This window comes from Streptomyces polyasparticus (genome assembly GCF_014493765.1).
GTDB classification, from domain to species: Bacteria; Actinomycetota; Actinomycetes; order Streptomycetales; family Streptomycetaceae; genus Streptomyces; species Streptomyces polyasparticus.
In genome coordinates this window covers 370,986-389,345 of sequence record NZ_JACTVJ010000011.1, presented here as the reverse complement: position 1 = coordinate 389,345, position 18,360 = coordinate 370,986, and the positions used below count along the sequence as shown (strand labels likewise).

The window sequence follows — 18,360 nt, the reverse complement described above, 5'->3', positions numbered from 1 at the left end:
GTACCGCCCTCCGCCCGCCGTGCTACTTCTCGGTGACGCCCGCGGAGTCGAACGTCGCGACCTCGTGCATCGCACGGGCCGCCGACTGGACGACGGGGAGCGCGAGCAGGGCGCCGGTGCCCTCGCCGAGGCGCAGGTCGAGGTCGACCAGGGGGCGCAGGCCCAGCTTGTTGAGGGCCGCGACGTGGCCGGGCTCCGCGCTGCGGTGGCCCGCGATGCAGGCCGCAAGGACCTCGGGGGCGATGGCGCGGGCGACCAGGGCCGCGGCGCCGGCGCTCACGCCGTCCAGGATGACCGGCGTGCGCAGCGAGGCGCCGCCCAGCAACAGGCCGACGATCGCGGCGTGTTCGAGACCGCCGATGGCCGCGAGCACGCCGATGGGGTCGGCCGGATCCGGCTGGTGCAGCTCCAGGGCCCGTCGTACGACGTCCGTCTTGCGGGCGAGCGTCTCGTCGTTGATGCCGGTACCGCGGCCCGTCACCTCGGACGGGTCGGCGCCGGTGAAGACGGAGATCAGGGCGGCGGACGCGGTGGTGTTCGCGATGCCCATCTCGCCCGTGAGCAGGGCCTTGTTGCCGGCGGCCACGAGGTCGCGGGCGGTTTCGATGCCGACCTCGATGGCCGCCTTGACCTCTTCGCGGGTGAGCGCGGGTCCGGTCGTCATGTCGGCCGTGCCGGCGCGCACCTTGCGGGGCAGCAGGCCCGGCGTTGCGGGCAGGTCGGAGGCGACGCCCACGTCGATGACGCAGACCTCGGCGCCCACCTGGTTGGCGAATGCGTTGCAGACCGCGCCGCCGCCGAGGAAGTTGGCGACCATCTGGCCGGTGACCTCCTGCGGCCAGGGCGTCACGCCCTGGGCGTGCACCCCGTGGTCGCCCGCGAAGATCGCGACGGCCGCGGGCTCCGGGATCGGCGGCGGGCACATCCGGGACAGGCCCGCGAGCTGCGCGGAGATGATCTCCAGCATGCCGAGCGCGCCGGCCGGCTTGGTCATCCGCTTCTGCCGCTCCCAGGCCTCGCCGAGCGCCTTGGCGTCCAGGGGGCGGATGTTGGCGACGGTCTCGGAGAGCAGGTCGTGCGGGTCCTCGCCGGGCAGGGCGCGGCGGCCGTACGTCTCCTCGTGGACCACCCAGGACAGCGGGCGGCGCTTGGACCAGCCGGCCTGCATCAGCTCGGGCTCGTCCGGGAACTCGTCCACGTAGCCGACGCAGAGATACGCCACGACCTCCAGGTGGTCGGGCAGGCCGAGCGTACGGACCATCTCGCGCTCGTCGAAGAAGCTGACCCAGCCGACGCCGAGGCCTTCGGCGCGGGCCGCGAGCCAGAGGTTCTCGACGGCGAGCGCCGAGGAGTACGGGGCCATCTGCGGCTGAGTGTGCCGGCCGAGGGTGTGGCGGCCGCCGCGGGTGGGGTCGGCGGTGACGACGATGTTCACCGGGGTCTCGAGGATGGCCTCGATCTTCAGTTCCTTGAACTGCTTCGCGCGGCCCTTGGGCAGCGACTTCGCGTACGCCTCGCGCTGACGCATGGCGAGTTCGTGCATCGTGCGCCGGGTCTCGGCGGAGCGGATGACGACGAAGTCCCAGGGCTGGGAGTGGCCGACGGACGGTGCCGTATGGGCTGCTTCGAGGACGCGGAGCAGGACCTCGTGCGGGATCGGGTCGCTGCGGAAGCCGTTGCGGATGTCGCGGCGCTCGCGCATCACGCGCAGGACGGCCTCGCGCTCGGCGTCGGCGTAGCCGGGGGCGGCGGGAGCGTCGGTGCGGACCTCGGCATCGTCCGCGGCGCCCTCCTGCGTGGCCAACTCGTCGGCGAACTGGAGGAGTTCGGGACCCTCCTCGGCGAGCTCATCGGTGAGGGGCTCGGCGGCGACGGGCTCGGACTCCGGGGAGGATTCGTCGGCCGGAGCCTGCGCCGCGGCCGGGGCCTGCGGCTCCGCCGACTCGGCCGGGGTCTCGGTCGCATCGGCGGCGGGAGCGGGCTCCTGTTCGGCCGGAACCTCGGCGTCCGCGGTGGCCAAGTGCTCCGGCGTCTCGGCCGGCTGCGCGGGCTCGCCCTCGCGAGGTGCGGGGACGGGGAGCGAGGCGTCGGGCGCGGGCTCGGTGCCGGCCTCGAGTGCCTCGGCTGCCTCGGTCTCCGGCTGATTCTCGGGCTGGTTCGCGGGCTGGTTCGCGGGCTGCTGAGCAGCGTCGACGTCGGCGGGGAGCACCGGCTCGTCAGCGAGCTGTTCGGCCTGAGCGGACTGCTCGTCCTGCGGCTGACCGGGCTCGGCCGGGGCAGCGGGCTCCTGCGCGGGGGCACCGGCTTCCGGCGCCGTGGCCGCGGCGTCCTGCGCCGGTACGGGGGTGGCCTCGGCGGGTACGGGGCCGTTCTGTATCGACACGGCGGCGTCCTGCAGCGGCACGGCCTGCTCGGCAACGTCCTGCGCCGGTGCGGCGGCCTCGGCCACGGACTCCTGCGCCGCGGCCGCCTGCTCCTCCGTGCGCTCGTCCGGCTCCTGGGGCAGCCGGAGCGGCTGCGGAGGCGTGGGCGCGAGGTGCGGGGTGGACGGGACGACGCCGTCGACCGGGACGAACTCGCCGATGGGGCCCGGGTCCTGAGGGTTCAGGCCCGCGGGAATGGCGCCGCCGTCACCGGCGGGCAGGTCCTCGGACGAGGCCGCGGGCATGGGGATCGGGGCGACGGGCGGGTGGTGTTCGCCCGCCTGCATGGCCGCGCCGGCGGACTGCTGCGGACCGAGGTGGAGCTGGGGACCGCCCTGGGGCGCAAAGCCCTCTCCGGGCGTGGGCTCGGCCGGACCCTGGGCGAAGTCGCCGCCGTGGGCCGGGTACGCCTGGGCGGAGTCGGCGGACAGCGCGGCGCCCTGCGCGGCATACGCGGGCTCGGGGACACCGAGCAGCGCGGCGCCCTGCGGGGCCGGGGCGGCCTGGAAACCGGCCGCCTCCTGTGCCGCACGGAAGGCTTCGGCGTCGGGGGTCGCGGGGGTGGCTCCGGCGGGGCGCGCCTGGGGAACGACCGTTTCTGCACCCTGCGCTTGCGAGGGCTGAGGCCAGGGGGTCGCGGACTGGGCCGGGATCTCGCCGAGTTGAGGGCCGGACGGTTCACCGGGGCCGGCGGGGATCGAGCCGAGCTGCGGCCCGGGAGCGACGGGGGTGCCGTCGGCCTCGCGCGGGATGTCCAGGTACTCGGGACCGCTGGTCGGCGGGCCGGGGCGGCGCACCGGGGTGGCCGGGGTGCCGGCCGGACCGCGGTCGGCCAGCGAGCGGACCGGGCTGGGCGTCGCGGGAGCGGCCACAGCGGGCGGACCCATGTGCAGCGGGCGGCGGACCGGGGCCTCCTTGGGGGCGGACATGCGGGCGCCTCCGAGGTCCACGGAACCGCTGTCACGCCCGGCCGCTTCGTGCGCGCCGGTGTCCAGGGGCCCGGCCTCCGCGTCCGCGCCGGCGAAACCGCCGTCGTACGCGCCGGGGTACTCGCCACCGGCAGCGTCGGGGCCGCCCTGTTCACCAGGTGCGTAGCCGGAGCCGGGGTGGGCGCCGAGCGGGGCCTGACCGTGCTGAGCGGACGGCATCCGGGCGTCCCCGCCCATGGCAGCCCCGCCCATCGGAGTACCGCCCATGGGGGTCCCGGCCTGAGGCATTCCGGCCTGGGGAGCGCCGCTCTGCGAAGCATCGCCCTGCGGAAGCCCGCCCTGAGCAAAGCCCTCCTGCGGAAAGCCGCCCTGGGGCAGACCGCCCTGAGGGCCGGCCTCCCCCATGCCGTACCCCTGCGCCGCGGCGTACCCCTCGGGCGTGAACGCCGGACGGTCTTCCGTCCATGCGCCCTGCGCCCCCGGCATCAGGAGCAGATCGTCGTCCTCGGCGGCAGCGCCGGAAGGATCGTGGAAGGTGTGCGCACCCGGGGCGGGAACCCCGGGCCGGCCCACCGTGCCTGCGTCCTGAGGCAGTCCCTCGCCCGGGACCTGGCCGGTGTCGGTCATGCGTACCCCTCGCCCATTGGTCGTACTTCTCCTTCGGCCGGCTGCCCGGGGCGGTGTAGCACCCACCCAAGGACAAGAACGAGCGTGCGCGCCGCGCGGCACGTACGACTCGTCGACAAAGCGTCAAAGGCATCGACGCCCTAGGCATTGTCGCGGCCGAACCACCGTCGTGACGAGTAGATCCACCACAGCCCGCTGTGGACTGCGCCACGTCGCGCGTCCTCCGGTCCTGCCGTACCACACACGCCCCAAAACGGGCGCGCTTTCCGGACATTGACGTACGAAGCGACGAACGCCCGGGAGCAGTACAACGATCGGCCAGCCTACCGCGAGCACCGGCGCACCAAGGTCGCGGGGCGGATTTACGCCATCTCCTGAGCGGCCCTGACCGGCCGCGCACCAGGATGCGTCGACTCTGTGAACCGGCCATGTACTCAAAGCGCTCTGTGCACAGAAGGCAACGGGCGGCCGAAGAGCCGGAAAAGGACTCTCAGTCCCCGTTTCCGCTTGACCGTTCGGCCGAGATCACAAAGGCCACGACGCGTTCGAGTTCGCTCCAGGCGCGGGTGTCGAGCTCGACGGACTGGAGCAGCGAGCACTCGACCGCGTAGCCGTGCTCCATCAGGTCCCTGCCGATGAGTTCGGCCTCGTCGCGGGTGGACGCGTGCGTGACGATGCGCTCGGGACGGCGGTCGGCTACGGCCGAGACCACCGGGGCTCCCCCGCCTCCCACCCGTACGACATCGGGCTCCGGCAGATCTTCCAGGACGTGCGGGGCGGTGCCGTGCACCACATCCAGCTGCACACCGAAACGGCGGGCGACCGCCGTGGTGCGGGCGCAGGAGTCGGCGTCGCGGTCGACGGCGATGACGGCGGCGCCGAAGCGCGCGGCCTCGGCCGCGAAGGCGCCGCCGCCGCTGCCGATGTCCCAGACCAGATCGCCCACGCGCGGGCCGAGCCGGGCGAGCTGGGCCGCGCGCACCCGGTCGTTCTCGCCCTCGCCGAGCCCGCCACCGAAGGCCGAGGCGGGCAGTGCCCAACCGCGTGAGGTGCCTGAGGGGTCGCGGCCTGCGATCCAGCCGGTGTCGGCGGTGACGGGCCCGCCGATGACGATGACCACGTTGGGGTCGCGCCACGTGCGGTCGGCGGCCTTGTCGGAGGTGAGGACGGTGACCTGCTCACGGGAGGTGCCGAGTTCCTCGCAGATCACGAAGGTGCGCTGCACCGGGCCGAGCAGCAGGCCGAGTTCGGCGGGGCCCGCGCCGGGCGAGGTGAGGACCGCGACCTTCGTATGGGCCCGGCAGACATTGACCGCGCGGCGCAGCGTGCGACGGTGGGCGACGACGACCTGGGCGTCGTCCCAGGGCATACCGGCCCGCGCGAAGGCCTGGGCCACGGACGAAACCGCCGGCACCACCTCGACCTCGAGGCCGAATTCGGGGGCGCGCAGAGTCCGTACCACTCCGAAGAACCCGGGGTCGCCGTCCGCGAGCACCACGGCCGTGCCGCGGTGGCGGGCGATGCGCCGGCCCGCGAGCGAGACGCTGCCGAGCCGGATCCGCTCGGCGCGCTCAGGAACCTCGGGCAGCGCGAGATGGTGGGCGGCACCGGCGACGAGGGTGGCGGCGCCGAGTGCGGAGCGTGCCGCGTCGGTCAGCGGGGAGCCGTCCCAGCCGATCACGGTGACGCGGTCGGCCATGGCGTTAAGTCTCCTGCGGTACTCGGGGATCGTCGAGGCACGGTGAGCGTACCTGGTGCGCGTGGCGACGGCCCGCCGGGCGGGCGGCTCGGCTCCGAGGACGGCAAGCAGTCAGTTCCACTCCGGGTACGCCGAGTACCCGGAGGCCTCCGCGAGCTGGTCGGTGACGCCTTCGAGGTCCTCGGGCAGCAGGGACCACACGATGTAGTCCGTACGGAAGTCGGTCCAGGTGCCGTCCTCGCCGCGGGTGCGCGCTATGCAGGCGCCGCGCAGCACGCCTTCGCTGATGCAGCCGATCTTCTGCGCGACCTGCTGGGATGCGGTGTTGTCGGCGGCGGTGCGCAGCTCGATGCGCTCCAGGGCCTGGTCTCGGAAGAGCCACTGCGCGGTGGCGAGCGCGGCCTCGGCGGCATAGCCCTCGCCGCGGGCCCAGGGCGCGATGATGTACGACATCTCGGTGGAGCGCACCCGCCAGTTGGTCTTGGCGAGCTGGACGATGCCGACCAGGCGCTGGGTGAGGAACTCGGTGACGGCGAGGTCGAGTCCGCGCCCCGACTCGCGCTCGGTGGGGGCGTACTCGCTGATCCACTTGCTCGCGTCGGCCTCGCCGTACGGCTGCGGGACGGCCGTCCACGCCCCGATCATCTCGTCGTTCATCATCTCGGCGAGCCCGGGTGCGTCGGCGTCTTCGAGCGGGCGCAGCACAAGGCGCTCGGTGCTGATGGAGATGTCCGGGAACATCGGGTGAGCCGTGGTCATCGCGCCGCTCCGTCACTACAGGCTGCTGAAGTGTTCAGCATCAAGCCGCTGAAGAGCCCAGCATGCAGCATCGGAGCGCATAACTGCACCACAGGGCCCGCACCTTGAGGATGCGGGCCCTGTGGTAGTGGAGCAGACGAACCGTCAGGAACCCTCGACGGGCAGGACGGAACCTTTGTACTTCTCCTCGATGAACTTCTTCACCTCGGGCGAAGTGAGCAGTTTCGCGAGCTTCTCGACCCGCGGATCGCTCTCGTCGCCCTTCTTCACGGCGAGGATGTTGACGTACGGGTTGTTCTCGACGGACTCCAGGTAGGTGGAGTCCTCCTTCGGGCTGAGACCCGCGTCCAGCGCGAAGTTGTTGTTGATGACGGCCGCGTCCACGTCCTCCAAGGAGCGCGGCAGCTGGGCCGGTTCGAGCTCCTTGATGACGAGCTTCTTCGGGTTGGACGTGATGTCCGCCGGAGAAGCGGTCGTGCCCGCGTCCTTCTTGAGCTCGATCACGCCCTGCGAGGCGAGCAGTTGCAGCGCCCGGCCCTCGTTGGTCGTGTCGTTGGGCACGGCGACGACGGCGCCCTCCTTCAGGGAGGACACGTCCTTCGTCTTCTTCGAGTACACGCCCATCGGCGGCAGGTAGACCCCGGTCACCGAGGTGAGGTCCGTGCCCTTGGACTTGTTGAAGTCCTCCAGGAACGGGGCGTTCTGGTAGAGGTTGGCGTCGAGGCTGCCCTCGTCGAGCGCGGTGTTCGGCAGGACGTAGTCCGTGAACTCCTTGACCTCGAAGTCGAGGCCTTCCTTCTTCGCCAGGTCCTTCTGGATGTACGCGAGGACCTCACCGGCAGGTACCGGCGTGGCACCGACGACGAGCGTGCCGTTCCTGTCGCCGCCCCGGCTCTCGTCCGAGCCGGAGCCGCAGGCGCTCAGCGTGAGCAGAGCGCCGGCGGCCACGACCGCGGAGACGAGCTTCGTACTGCGCTGCATGGCGCGTCCCCCCCCTGGTCCCGTGTTCTGAGAACGCGGGCTCGACGGCTTCTCAGAACGCGGGCTCGACGGCGCCGTCGAACTTGTCCTCGATGTACTTCTTGACCTCGGGAGAGTTCAGGAGCTTCGCGAGCTTCTCGACGCGCGGGTCCTTCTCCTGGCCCTTCTTGACCACGAGACCGTTGGCGTACGGGTTGCCCTTGGCGGCCTCGAGGACGAGCGCGTCCTTCTTGGGGCTGAGGCCGGCCTCGACCGCGTAGTTGCCGTTGATCACCGCGGCGTCCACGTCACCGAGCGAGCGCGGCAGCTGGGCGGCCTCGATCTCCTTGAACTTGAGGTTCTTGGGGTTCTCGGCGATGTCCGCGGGGGTCGCGTCGAGCGCGGCGTCGTCCTTCAGCTTGATGATGCCGTTGGCGTCGAGCAGCTTGAGCGCGCGGCCCTCGTTGGTGGTGTCGTTGGGCAGCGCGACGGTCGCGCCGTTCGCCAGCTCGTCCGTCTTCTTGATCTTCTGCGAGTACAGGCCGAGCGGCTCCAGGTGGACGTCGTTCACCCAGACCAGGTCGGTGCCGTTCTTCTTGTTGAAGTCGTCGAGGTACGGCTTGTGCTGGAAGTAGTTGGCGCCGACGGAGCCGTCCTGGGTCGCGGTGTTCGGCTGGACGTAGTCCGTGAACTCCTTGACCTCGAGGTCGAGTCCCTCCTTCTTCGCCAGGTTGTCCTTGACGTAGTTGAGGATGTCGGCGTGCGGGGTCGGGCTCGCCGCGACGATCAGCGGACCGTCGGCGTCGGCGGAGCCGGAGCCGTTGTCGGAGCCGCAGGCCGCAAGGCCGAGGGTGAGGGCTCCGGTGGCGAGGACAGCAGCGGTGATCTTGGCAGTGTTACGCACGAAAAGTGCCTTTCTCCAATGGTGGTGCGACCCGGCGGCAGGTGCCGGGGGCATTGCTGTGGGGGGAAGTTCAGGAAAATGCGGGGGGGGCGGGGGTCAGGCGGCCTTGGTCGGCTCGACGGCCGCGGCGGGCGCCGGGGTGTTGCGGAGCAGACGCAGCTTGGGGGCGGTCGCGCCGCGGCCCTTGCGGGAGACGGCGCGCGCAGCGTAATCGCCGATGAACTGGATCACGGAGATCACCACGGCGAGGATCGCGATGGTGACCCACATGAGGCCGGTCTCGAACCGCTGATAGCCGTACGTGATGGCGATGTTGCCGAGGCCGCCGCCGCCGACCGCGCCGGCCATGGCCGAGTAGCCGATGAGCGCGACAACCGTGGTGGTGGCGCCGGAGATCAGCGAGGGCAGCGACTCGGGCACGAGCACCTTGCGCACGACGGCCCAGGTGTTGCCGCCCATCGACTGCACGGCCTCGACGAGTCCGTGGTCGACCTCGCGTACGGAGGTCTCGACGAGCCGCGCGAAGAACGGGATGGCGCCGATCGCGAGCGGCACGATCGCGGCCTCCACACCGATGGTGGTGCCGGTGATGGACCGGGTCAGCGGCATCAGGGCGACCATCAGGATGATGAAGGGCATCGAGCGGCCGATGTTCACGACCTGGCCGACGACCTTGTTCACGGCCGCGTTCTGCAGCAGTCCGCCGCGGTCGGTGAGGACCAGGAAGACGCCCAGCGGCAGACCGCCGAGGATCGCTATCAGGGTCGACCAGCCGACCATCCGCAGCGTCTCCAGGGAGGCGGTCTCCAGGAGCGGCTGCATTTCGTTCCAGGTCACTTCGCGACACCTTCCTTGACCAGGTGCGGGTTACCGGCGCCGCCCTCGGTGACGAGCAGCGGGGCGCCGGCCGCGTCCCCGGCGATCTCCACCTGGAGGCCCTGCTCGCGCAGGAAGCCGATCGGCACGACGTTCTCCTCGTAACGGCCGGGCAGTTCGATCCGCATCCGGCCGATCTGCCTGCCGCCGACGGTGTCCATCGCGGCGCCGAGGATCGAGATGTCGATGTTGTACGTACGGGAGAGCTGCGAGATCACCGGCTGGGTCGCGGCCTCCCCGTGGAAGGTGACGTCGACGACGGTGCGGTCGGCCTCGGTTGCCTCGCCGCTGACCGGGAAGAGCGCGTCGGCGAGCTGGGAGCCGGGGGTCGCGAGCAGTTCGGCGACCGTGCCGGACTCGACGATCCGGCCGCGCTCCATGAGGGCGGCGGAGTCGCAGATGGTCTTGACGACGTCCATCTCGTGCGTGATCAGCAGGACCGTGAGGCCGAGCTGGCGGTTGAGGTCGCGGATCAGCTCGAGGATGGAGCGGGTGGTCTCGGGGTCGAGAGCGCTGGTGGCCTCGTCCGAGAGCAGCACCTTGGGGTCGCCGGCCAGGGCGCGGGCGATGCCGACGCGCTGCTTCTGGCCGCCGGAGAGCTGGCTCGGGTAGTTCTTCGCCTTGTCGGCGAGACCGACCAGGTCGAGGAGTTCGAGGGCCTTGCGGGAGCGCTCCTTGCCGGAGACGCCGAGGATCTCGAGCGGTACCTCGACATTGCTCTGCACCGTGCGCGAGGAGAGCAGGTTGAAGTGCTGGAAGACCATGCCGATCCTGCTGCGGGCCTGGCGCAGCTCCTTGCCGGCGCGCGGTCCGCGGCCGGCGAGCGCGGTGAGGTCGACGCCGTCGACCATCACCGTGCCGGAGGTGGGCTTCTCCAGGAGGTTGATGCAGCGGATCAGGGAGGACTTGCCGGCGCCGGACTGGCCGATGACGCCGAACACCTCACCCTCGCGCACCTGGAGATCGACTCCGTCGAGGGCGGTTACTTCACGACCGCGTGAGCGGTAGACCTTCGTCAGGCCGGAAGTGGTGATCACTGGGGTTCCGTCACTGTCGAGTGCGAGGCGCAGGCTGTGCACCGGGCACGGGGCATTTCTTCTTCGGAAGTCTTCGGAAACCGTGCACGTCTGAAAGACACAGCTGTGGCTGTGAATCAGCAAAGGAAGAGCGTCGTGCGCGGGGGCCGGCTCGGTCTTGACGTGAACGTCACGGGACGCGGCTCAGCAGTCTCGCTTCGGGGCGCGAGAGGTGGTGCAGGGGCCCTCTAGAAGGCGCGCATTCGACCCATACAACGAGCACCGGGCGTCATCATCGCCTCGGTCGCAAGGGTGCGGCTGCTCGTCGTGGTCATGTGCTCAAGTAAAGCAGACAGGCCTACGAACGGATCACGGGTGTCCGCAATGCGGACAGATGCTGTCGCGGTGCGGACACCCGTGGCCTGTTCAGTCCTGTGCGGTGAGCTCCACACCACCGTCGATGGCCTGCGCGGACACGGCCGACAGGTCCTTCACGACGTGGTCGGCGGCGAGCTCGTCGGCGGTGTGCGTTGTGGTCAACGCCACGGTGGTCATGCCGGCGGCGCGGCCGGCCGCGAGGCCCGCGGGGGCGTCCTCGAAGACCACGCAGCGGGCGGGGTCCACGCCGAGCCGCTCGGCGGCGAGCAGGAAGGGTTCGGGGTCGGGCTTGCCGCGGCTGATGTCGTTGGCGGCGATCATCACGGGAAAGTCGATGCCCACTTCGTGCAGCCGCGCCTCGGCCAGCGGCCGGGTCGCGGAGGTGACCACGGCCCAGCGCTCGCGCGGCAGCGAGGTGAGCAGCTCCTTGGTGCCGGGCAGCAGGACCACACCACCGGGCACGTCCTCGACCTCGAGCTGCTCGATGCGTACGAGGGCCTCGGGGATCTTCTCCGCGGGCAGCAGCTCGGCGATGATCTCGACCGCCGGGCGGCCGTGCAGCTCGACCCGTTCGAAGTCCTCCGCGGTGATCCCGTACTCCTCGGCCCATCGCCGCCAGCAGCGGTAGACGGACTCCAGGGAGGAGATGAGGGTTCCGTCGTTGTCGAACAGGAGGGCTTCGGCCTGGATCTTCATGGTTTCGACCCTAAGCGTCCTGATCGCGGGGGCGCGAACGGGTATCGGCTCGTGGACCCGGCCCGGGGGCCGGGGGCTCTTCACCCCGTAATAGGCTCCCAGCATGCTCGACGCCCTGACGATCGCGACGTCCGCGGCCGCGCTGGCCCTGGCCGCCTGGTGCGGTTTCGCCGCCTTCCGCGACCAGCCCACCAAGGACTGGCACTTCATCGGCATGGCCGTGGTGACCCTGCTCACGGTGGTCCAGCTGATCGTCGGCATCGTGCAGCTGGCGGGCGGCGAGGCTCCCGAGCAGGGCACGACGCTGTTCGTCGCGTATCTGATCGGTTCGGCCTGCGCGATTCCGGCCGTGGCCTTCATGTCCCTTGCGGAGCGCACCCGCTGGGGCAGCGCGACGGTGGCCGCGGGTGCCGTCGTGCTTGCCGTGCTCGAAGTGCGGCTCTATGACATCTGGGGAGGCTGACATGGCGGATCGCCCGCAGCGGACGAAACTGAGCGGCGGCCCCGGCATGCTGCTGGTCTGGCTGTACGGGGTGATGGTGGTCGGTGCGGTCTCGCGCTCGGCGTACCAGATCTCCACCGAGTTCGACCGCGCACCGCTCGCCTACTCGCTCTCCGCGATCGCGGCCGTGGTCTACGCGTTCATCACGTACACCCTGGTCCGCGGCGGCGAGACGGCCCGCAAGGCGGCGCTGGCCTGCTGCGCCGCCGAGCTGGTGGGTGTCCTGGTCGTCGGGACGTGGACGCTGGTGGACCCCTCCGCGTTCCCCGACGCCACGGTGTGGTCGGACTTCGGGATGGGCTATCTGTTCATCCCGGTGCTGCTTCCGGTCACCGCGATCTTCTGGCTGCGCCGATCCCGTACGGCCGTCGCGGCGGCCTGAGCCTCAGGCACGCGCTGCCCGAGGCTCAAGCCCGTGTCGCCTGCGCCTCAGGCACTCGCCGCATACGCAGCCGGTTCCGCGTCCTTGGCCAGCGTCACCAACGTCAGCCGCTCGCTGACCGGTTCTGTCGCCACAGCCACGTAACCGTGCTTGCGGTAGAGCATCAGGTTGTTCTCCGAGCGGTGGCCCGTGAACAGCTGGTAGTGCTTGACCGCGCCCGCCGCCGCGAGCCGTTCCTCGACCGCGATCAGGAGCCGGCCGCCGAGCCCGTGGCGCTGCATCCGGGGATGCACGATCAGTTTGTTGATCCGCGCCGTGCCGTCCGTAACGATGGTGCCGCGCACCGAGGCGACGACCTCGGGGCCGAGACGGGCCACCAGGACCGTCCCGCTGGAGAGTTCGGCCTTGATGGAGTCGAGCGACTGGGTGAGCGGTTCGATCGAGTAGTCCCCGTACAGCTCCGCCTCGCTCTGGTAGCAGAGGTACTGCAGTTTGAGGATCTGCTCGGCGTCCTGCTCGGTCGCCGCAGAGATGGTCACGCTCATGCCCATGTGTGCATGCCTCCCGCTCACCTGTCCGCCGGTTGCTTAAAGCGCACCTTTCCCCTCCGGCCAGGTGCCGCAACCTCCGCCGCGAGGATTCTGCGCAGACAACCCAGGCATCGGGAACGTTCCGGGCCCAGACTGCCCTGTGAGATACCCAACTCCCCTGCGATCTCACGGTAGGTGAGGTCCTCCCTGGACAGCAGCGCCGCCAGGAGCCGGGGGCATCTTCCGGGCAGTCTGCGCACCGCGGCGTGCAGCGCGCGGCGGTGTTCGGCGCGCAGGGCCAGGCCTTCGGGGCCGGTGTCGACGGCGGCCGCGGGTTCGGCCTCGTACCGCGTCTCGATCCGGGTCGTACGGCGCAGCCGGCGGGCCTCGCCGCGGACGGTTCTGCGCAGCCAGTCGGCGGGCACGGCCGGCGGCCCCTCGTCCTTGATGCGCTCCAACAGGCGCAGCCACACGTCCTGTTCGAGGTCGGCGGGTTCGATGCCCGCGGGCGCCTCGGCGGCGGCTTCGGCCTTCAGGAGCGGGCGCAGCTCGTACAGCAGATCGCTGGTGTTCATGCGGCTCAGGACTGCGCCGCCCCGGCATCGGGTTGCCGGGGCGGCGCGAGATCACCGCAATGGGCGCGCGGCCCGGGGGTGTTGACGATCAGCCCTTGGCCGATCAGTCCTCGGCCGATCAGCCCACGACCGATCAGCCTTTACGGAAGTCCGCCGCGGCCAGCAGCCCCGTGTCGGGGTTGTCGGTGAAGATCCCGTCGATGCCGGTCTCGAACCACACCTTGAAGGCCCCGAAGGCGTCCCCGTAGTCACTGGCCACGGTGCCGCGCCGGAACTCGGCCGGCAGGAAGCTGTTCTCGTTGCGCATCGTGTACGGGTGCAGGATGAGGCCCTCGGCATGGGCGTCGCGCACCAGCGTGGTCGGCTGGGTCAGCCTGCCGCTCGCGTCCCTCGGGATGATCAGGTCGAGGGTCGGGCCGAGCCCTTGCGCGTACGAGGCGATCCACTTCAGTCCCTCGGGCTTGACCAGATCGGCGACGGTGCGCGGGTCACCGGCCTCGACGAAGTCCCAGGGCCGGGAGGCGGCGGAGGAGAGCAGCACGACGAGCGGGGCGTCGACCAGCTTGCTCAGGCGCTGGATGCTGCTCGGCTCGAAGGACTGCAGGAAGTTCGGGGAGTGCTTCTTGTGGCGCCCGTACTTACGGAGGAGCTTGGCGAGCCGCTCCTCGAGGCCGAGACCGATGCCGCGGAAGTACGTGGGGTGCTTGGTCTCGATGTGCAGCCAGATCTCGCGCCCCCGCTTGCGGCCCTCGCGCTCGGCCCACTGGAAGACCTCCTCCAGGGTGGGCACGTCCCAGCGGCCGTCGTAGAGGGTGTTCTCCTGGCGGGTGCCGGGGATGCGCTCCTTGGCGCGCAGGGTCTTGAGCTCCGCGAGGGTGAAGTCCTCGGTGAACCAGCCCGTGTACGAGACGCCGTCGACGCTCTTCGTCGTCTTCCGTCCGGCGAATTCGGGATGATCCGCGACATCCGTGGTACCCGTGATGTCGTTCTCGTGACGGCATACAAGATGGCCGTCCTTGGTCGGCACCAGGTCCTGTTCGATCACATGGGCGCCCATGTCGAGCGCCAACTGGTACGAACCGAGGGTGTGTTCGGGCCGGTAGCCGCTCGCGCCGCGGTGCGCGATCACGGTCGGGACCGGCAGTGATCTGATGCCGCCACCGCGGCGCTCACCGGCGCTCGCGGCGGGGGCAACGCCGAGTGCCGCGCCGCCCGCGCCGAGGACCGCGGTGGTCAGCACCGCCCGCCGCCCGGGGCGGCCGCCCTGCTGCTGCTCGTTCGCCTTGCCCTGCGTCATGGGGGTCCTTCCGACGTCGTACGAGGTCGTACGTGCCGAAGGGATCAGCAGTACGTGCCCGTACGAGGAGTAGTAGCCGTCCGTCTGTGATGTCCCGCACCTGCCAACGCGAGTCACCGATGCTAGGGGGCTTGATGTGACGAAGGGGAGCCTCTGAAACCAACGCGGCGCAAACTCAGCGCAAAGGCACGTCAACACTGCGTATCCACGTGATGAACCCGACTCGCGACGAGAGCGCAACCGCGAGTATCGTCCTCACCTGCACAGACAACCCCGCCAGCCCTTGACACCGGAGGACTCGTTGTCCCGCTTCACCCTCATCAAGGCAGTACTCGGCCCGGTCCTGCGCCTGATGTTCCGCCCACGGGTGGAGGGTGCGGAGAACATTCCGGGCACCGGGCCCGTGATTCTCGCGGGCAACCACCTGACGTTCATCGACTCGATGATCATGCCGCTGAGCCTGAAGCGGCAGGTCTTCTTCATCGGCAAGGACGAGTACGTCACCGGCAAGGGCATCAAGGGCCGCGTCATGGCCTGGTTCTTCACCGGAACCGGCATGATCCCCGTCGACCGCGACGGCGGACGCGGCGGGGTCGCCGCGCTGATGACCGGCCGGCGTGTGCTCGAGGAGGGCAAGGTCTTCTCGATCTACCCCGAGGGCACCCGCTCCCCCGACGGCCGCCTGTACCGGGGCCGTACGGGCATCGCGCGCCTCACGCTGATGACCGGCGCTCCCGTGGTCCCCTTCGCGATCATCGGCACCGACAAGATCCAGCCGGGCGGTGCCGGTGTGCCGCGGCCGGGCAAGGTGACGGTGCGCTTCGGCAAGCCGATGGAGTTCTCGCGGTACGAGGGCATGGACCGCGACCGCTATGTGCTGCGGGCCGTCACCGACTCGGTGATGTCCGAGGTGCTCGCCCTGTCCGGCCAGGAGTACGTGGACATGTACGCCACGAAGGCCAAGGCCGCCTGACCCTCAGGTCTCGTCGGTGCGGGCCGGCAGCCGCAGTGTGAAGGTCGCCCCCGCACCGAGCGTCGAGGTCACCCGGACCTCGCCCCCGTGCGACTCCGTGATCTGCCGGACGATCGCCAGGCCCAGACCCGCGTGACGGTCGCGTCCGGCCCGCGGATCACGTCCGGCACCCGGATCGCCCCCGTCCGTTCTGCTCCCACGCCAGAACCGGTCGAAGACCTTCTCCCGGTCGGCCTCCGCGATCCCGGGCCCCTGATCCGTCACGGACGTCCACACCGTGCCGTCCTCGTCCCGCCCCGCCGTCACCGTGACCGCGGCTCCCGGTGGTGACAGACGGACCGCGTTGGACAGCAGATTGCCCACGGCTCTGCGTAACGCGTCATGGTCGCCGATCACCGTGAGCCCCGGCGGCAGCCGCCGGCGGATCACCACATCGCCCTCGGCCGCGGGCAGTTCGAACTCCTCGCACGCGTCCGCGACCGCCGCCGACAAGTCGACATCGGTGTCGGCGAGTGCGGGTGCCTGCCGGCGTGCGGTGGCCAGGAGGTCCTCCACCAGCCTGGTCATACGGGTGGTCGCGCGGTCGACCACCCGTACCGCGGCCCTGCGTTCCTCGTCGTCGGACTCCTCCGCGTTGAGCACCGCGTCCAGATTCGCGCGGATGATCGCGAGCGGGCTGCGCAGTTCGTGCGAGGCGTCGTCGATCAGGCGGCGCTGGGCGTCGAAGGCGTTGTCCAGGCGTTCCAGCATGGAGTCCACGGTGTCGGCGAGATCGCGCAGTTCGTCGCGCGGGCCGTCCAGGCGGATCCGCTGGGAGAGATCGGTGGCCTGGATGTCCGCCGCCGTACGGGAGATGGAGCGCACGGGGCGCAGGACGCGTCCTGACAGAATCCAGCCGATGCCGAGGCTCGCCACGGCCACACCGCCGAGCACCACGAACGAGACCCGGCGCAGATTCGCCAGGGTCTCGTAGTTGACCGCGGCCTCCACCTCCTCGACCTTGACGCCCTGGAACTCCCCCGCGTACTCGCCGTCGATGTACTTCTGCGCGGTGAACTGCTTGGTGACCGGGTGCGCTTCGCCGCTGCGCTCGACGGCGACGTAGACGCCGCCGAGGACGAGGGCGGTGAGGGCGAAAAGCAGGGCCGAGTACAGGACGGTGAGGCGGAAGCGGATGGTGTGGGTGAAGGCGGGGAGACCGGGACGGCTCATACCTCGAAGGCGCCGTACGGGTCGGAGGCGGCCGACCAGGCGCAGGCTCTGCACGGGGCGCGGAAGCTTCATGAGGCGGGTGTCTCCTTGAGGCGGTAGCCCGCGCGGATCACCGTCTCGATCAGCGGTTCCCCGTCCCCGGTGATCTTCCGCCGCAGTGACCCCACCGTCACCCGCACGGTGTTGGTGAACGGATCGGCGTGCTCGTCCCACACGTGCTCGAGCAGCTCCTCCGTCGGTACGACTCGGCCCGGGCGCGTCATCAGATAGTGCAGTACGCCGAACTCCTTGGGCGTCAGCTGCAGCGGCCGCTGCCCGCGGAAGGCCTCGAAGCGTGCGGTGTCCAGACGGAGCTCGCCCACCTCCACGACCGAGGTACCGCCTTCCTCGCGCCGGAGCAACGCCCGTATGCGCGCCAGGAGTTCGGGCAGGGCGAAGGGTTTGACGAGATAGTCGTCGGCGCCCTCGTCGAGGCCGCGCACCCGGTCCGCGAGGCGGTCGCGGGCCGTGAGCATCAGGATCCGCGGCCCGCCGGGCGCGGTGCGCACCGCCCGGCACACCGCGAAGCCGTCGCCGTCGGGCAGGGTCAGGTCGAGCAGGACCAGGTCGTACGCGTTGATGTCGAGCTTCTCCAGGGCGGAGGCGACGTCGGGCGCGGTGTCCACGGCGTAACCCGCTCTGACCAGGCCGACTTTGACGGCTGTGACGAGGTCTTCCTCGTCCTCGACGAACAGCAGGCGCATCTGCGGACACCTCCGGTGGTCAGTCCCCCGCGACGATCGACTCCGCGGAGTCGAGTGCCTCGCCGACGGGAATGGCGAAGCCGATGCCTATGGAACCGCCCCGTTCCCGGTCGAGGGTGGCGATGGCGGTGTTGATCCCGATGACCTGTCCGTCGGCGTCGACCAGCGGGCCGCCGGAGTTGCCGGGGTTGATGGAGGCGTCGGTCTGCAGCGCGCGCTGGTCGCCGTCGCCGAGGCTGACCTTGCGGTCGAGTGCGCTGACAATGCCGGAGGTCACGGTGCCGGACAGGCCGAGCGGCGAGCCGATGGCGAGCACGGTGTCGCCGACGGCGGGCTCCGCGTCGGGGGCGAGCTCCGCGGGGGTCAGGCCCTGCGTGGACTCGGGGCTGAGCACCGCGACGTCCAACGCCGGGTCGGTGCCGAGGACTTGGGCGGGCACTCGCCGGCCGCTCTGCAGGACCACGACCACCTGCGGGCTCTCACCCACCACATGGGCGTTGGTGAGGATGCGTCCCTCGCGGTCGAAGACGAACCCGGAGCCCTGGCCGCCCGGCGCTTCGACCGAGAGCACGCTCGGCAGCACCCGCGCCGCCACGGCGTCGAGGCCGCTCGCGTCCCGCCCCGCGGCGGCGGGCGGGGCGCTGCCGTCACCCCACTGCCCGGCCGCGTAGCCTGCGCCGCCGCCCGCGAGCACCGCGGCGACGATCGCGGCCAGGACGGGGCGCCCGGTGCGCTGCCGGGGCTGAGCGGTCGGCTCGGGCGCCGGATAGTACGGCTGCGTGGGATACACGGGCTGTCCGAACGGGGGCGGCGGCCGCCCCGGGGTGAAGGCCGGGCCCCGGGGTTCGCCCAGACCGTGGTGGTAGGGATCGCTCATGC

Annotated in this window: 17 protein-coding genes; 3 read left to right on the top strand and 14 right to left on the bottom strand. The window is 70.9% G+C overall.

Going from position 1 to position 18,360, the window contains the following annotated elements; genetic code table 11:
• Nucleotides 1-22: 22 nt before the first annotated feature.
• From cobT to H9Y04_RS23790, 8 genes are all read right to left on the bottom strand, one after another.
• On the bottom strand, nt 23-3,979 hold the full coding sequence (gene cobT, locus H9Y04_RS23825; protein WP_187816025.1) for a nicotinate-nucleotide--dimethylbenzimidazole phosphoribosyltransferase: 3,957 nt from the start codon (nt 3,977-3,979) through the stop codon (nt 23-25).
• A gap of 490 nt (nt 3,980-4,469) precedes the next feature.
• Nucleotides 4,470-5,678, bottom strand: coding sequence for a precorrin-6y C5,15-methyltransferase (decarboxylating) subunit CbiE (gene cbiE, locus H9Y04_RS23820; RefSeq protein WP_187816024.1), 1,209 nt, complete (start codon nt 5,676-5,678; stop codon nt 4,470-4,472).
• A gap of 111 nt (nt 5,679-5,789) precedes the next feature.
• A complete protein-coding gene (locus tag H9Y04_RS23815; RefSeq protein ID WP_187816023.1) occupies nt 5,790-6,437 on the bottom strand; it encodes a GNAT family N-acetyltransferase in 648 nt (215 codons plus the stop codon).
• Nucleotides 6,438-6,581: 144 nt separating this feature from the next.
• The gene (locus H9Y04_RS23810; RefSeq protein WP_187816022.1) at nt 6,582-7,418 is read right to left on the bottom strand and encodes a MetQ/NlpA family ABC transporter substrate-binding protein; all 837 of its coding nucleotides are present in this window, start codon (nt 7,416-7,418) and stop codon (nt 6,582-6,584) included.
• 52 nt (nt 7,419-7,470) lie between these two features.
• Nucleotides 7,471-8,301 carry a MetQ/NlpA family ABC transporter substrate-binding protein gene (locus H9Y04_RS23805; protein ID WP_187816021.1) on the bottom strand — a complete coding sequence of 277 codons (831 nt, stop codon included), beginning with the start codon at nt 8,299-8,301 and terminating at the stop codon, nt 7,471-7,473.
• A gap of 96 nt (nt 8,302-8,397) precedes the next feature.
• Nucleotides 8,398-9,138, bottom strand: a complete 741-nt coding sequence (locus tag H9Y04_RS23800; RefSeq protein WP_187816020.1) for a methionine ABC transporter permease — start codon at nt 9,136-9,138, stop codon at nt 8,398-8,400.
• The gene (locus H9Y04_RS23795; RefSeq protein ID WP_187816019.1) at nt 9,135-10,214 is read right to left on the bottom strand and encodes a methionine ABC transporter ATP-binding protein; all 1,080 of its coding nucleotides are present in this window, start codon (nt 10,212-10,214) and stop codon (nt 9,135-9,137) included. Before H9Y04_RS23795 ends, H9Y04_RS23800 begins: the two co-directional genes overlap by 4 nt.
• A gap of 405 nt (nt 10,215-10,619) precedes the next feature.
• Nucleotides 10,620-11,267, bottom strand: a complete 648-nt coding sequence (locus H9Y04_RS23790) for an HAD-IA family hydrolase (protein ID WP_187816018.1) — start codon at nt 11,265-11,267, stop codon at nt 10,620-10,622.
• 103 nt (nt 11,268-11,370) lie between these two features.
• On the opposite strand from H9Y04_RS23790, the gene H9Y04_RS23785 reads away from it, so the two are divergent.
• On the top strand, nt 11,371-11,730 hold the full coding sequence (locus tag H9Y04_RS23785; protein ID WP_187816017.1) for a hypothetical protein: 360 nt from the start codon (nt 11,371-11,373) through the stop codon (nt 11,728-11,730).
• Nucleotides 11,711-12,151, top strand: coding sequence for a hypothetical protein (locus H9Y04_RS23780; protein WP_187816016.1), 441 nt, complete (start codon nt 11,711-11,713; stop codon nt 12,149-12,151). The genes H9Y04_RS23785 and H9Y04_RS23780 overlap by 20 nt, the downstream gene beginning before the upstream one ends.
• 47 nt (nt 12,152-12,198) lie before the next feature.
• Here the strand turns inward: H9Y04_RS23780 and H9Y04_RS23775 are convergent, their stop codons facing one another.
• From H9Y04_RS23775 to H9Y04_RS23765, 3 genes are all read right to left on the bottom strand, one after another.
• A complete protein-coding gene (locus H9Y04_RS23775) occupies nt 12,199-12,702 on the bottom strand; it encodes a GNAT family N-acetyltransferase (RefSeq protein WP_187816015.1) in 504 nt (167 codons plus the stop codon).
• Between the two features lie 17 nt (nt 12,703-12,719).
• Nucleotides 12,720-13,256 carry an RNA polymerase sigma factor gene (locus H9Y04_RS23770; protein ID WP_187816014.1) on the bottom strand — a complete coding sequence of 179 codons (537 nt, stop codon included), beginning with the start codon at nt 13,254-13,256 and terminating at the stop codon, nt 12,720-12,722.
• A gap of 133 nt (nt 13,257-13,389) precedes the next feature.
• A complete protein-coding gene (locus H9Y04_RS23765) occupies nt 13,390-14,553 on the bottom strand; it encodes a glycerophosphodiester phosphodiesterase (RefSeq protein WP_187816013.1) in 1,164 nt (387 codons plus the stop codon).
• A gap of 301 nt (nt 14,554-14,854) precedes the next feature.
• Here H9Y04_RS23765 and H9Y04_RS23760 point away from each other — a divergent pair, with 301 nt between their 5' ends.
• Nucleotides 14,855-15,526, top strand: a complete 672-nt coding sequence (locus H9Y04_RS23760; RefSeq protein WP_187816012.1) for a lysophospholipid acyltransferase family protein — start codon at nt 14,855-14,857, stop codon at nt 15,524-15,526.
• A gap of 3 nt (nt 15,527-15,529) precedes the next feature.
• Here H9Y04_RS23760 and H9Y04_RS23755 read toward each other — a convergent pair whose 3' ends face one another.
• The 3 genes from H9Y04_RS23755 to H9Y04_RS23745 are packed head-to-tail and all read right to left on the bottom strand — an operon-like array spanning nt 15,530 to nt 18,358.
• Nucleotides 15,530-16,810 carry a sensor histidine kinase gene (locus H9Y04_RS23755; protein ID WP_236071259.1) on the bottom strand — a complete coding sequence of 427 codons (1,281 nt, stop codon included), beginning with the start codon at nt 16,808-16,810 and terminating at the stop codon, nt 15,530-15,532.
• Nucleotides 16,807-17,481 carry a response regulator transcription factor gene (locus H9Y04_RS23750; protein ID WP_187816011.1) on the bottom strand — a complete coding sequence of 225 codons (675 nt, stop codon included), beginning with the start codon at nt 17,479-17,481 and terminating at the stop codon, nt 16,807-16,809. Before H9Y04_RS23750 ends, H9Y04_RS23755 begins: the two co-directional genes overlap by 4 nt.
• 19 nt (nt 17,482-17,500) lie before the next feature.
• The gene (locus tag H9Y04_RS23745) at nt 17,501-18,358 is read right to left on the bottom strand and encodes a S1C family serine protease (protein ID WP_187816010.1); all 858 of its coding nucleotides are present in this window, start codon (nt 18,356-18,358) and stop codon (nt 17,501-17,503) included.
• Nucleotides 18,359-18,360 lie beyond the last annotated feature (2 nt).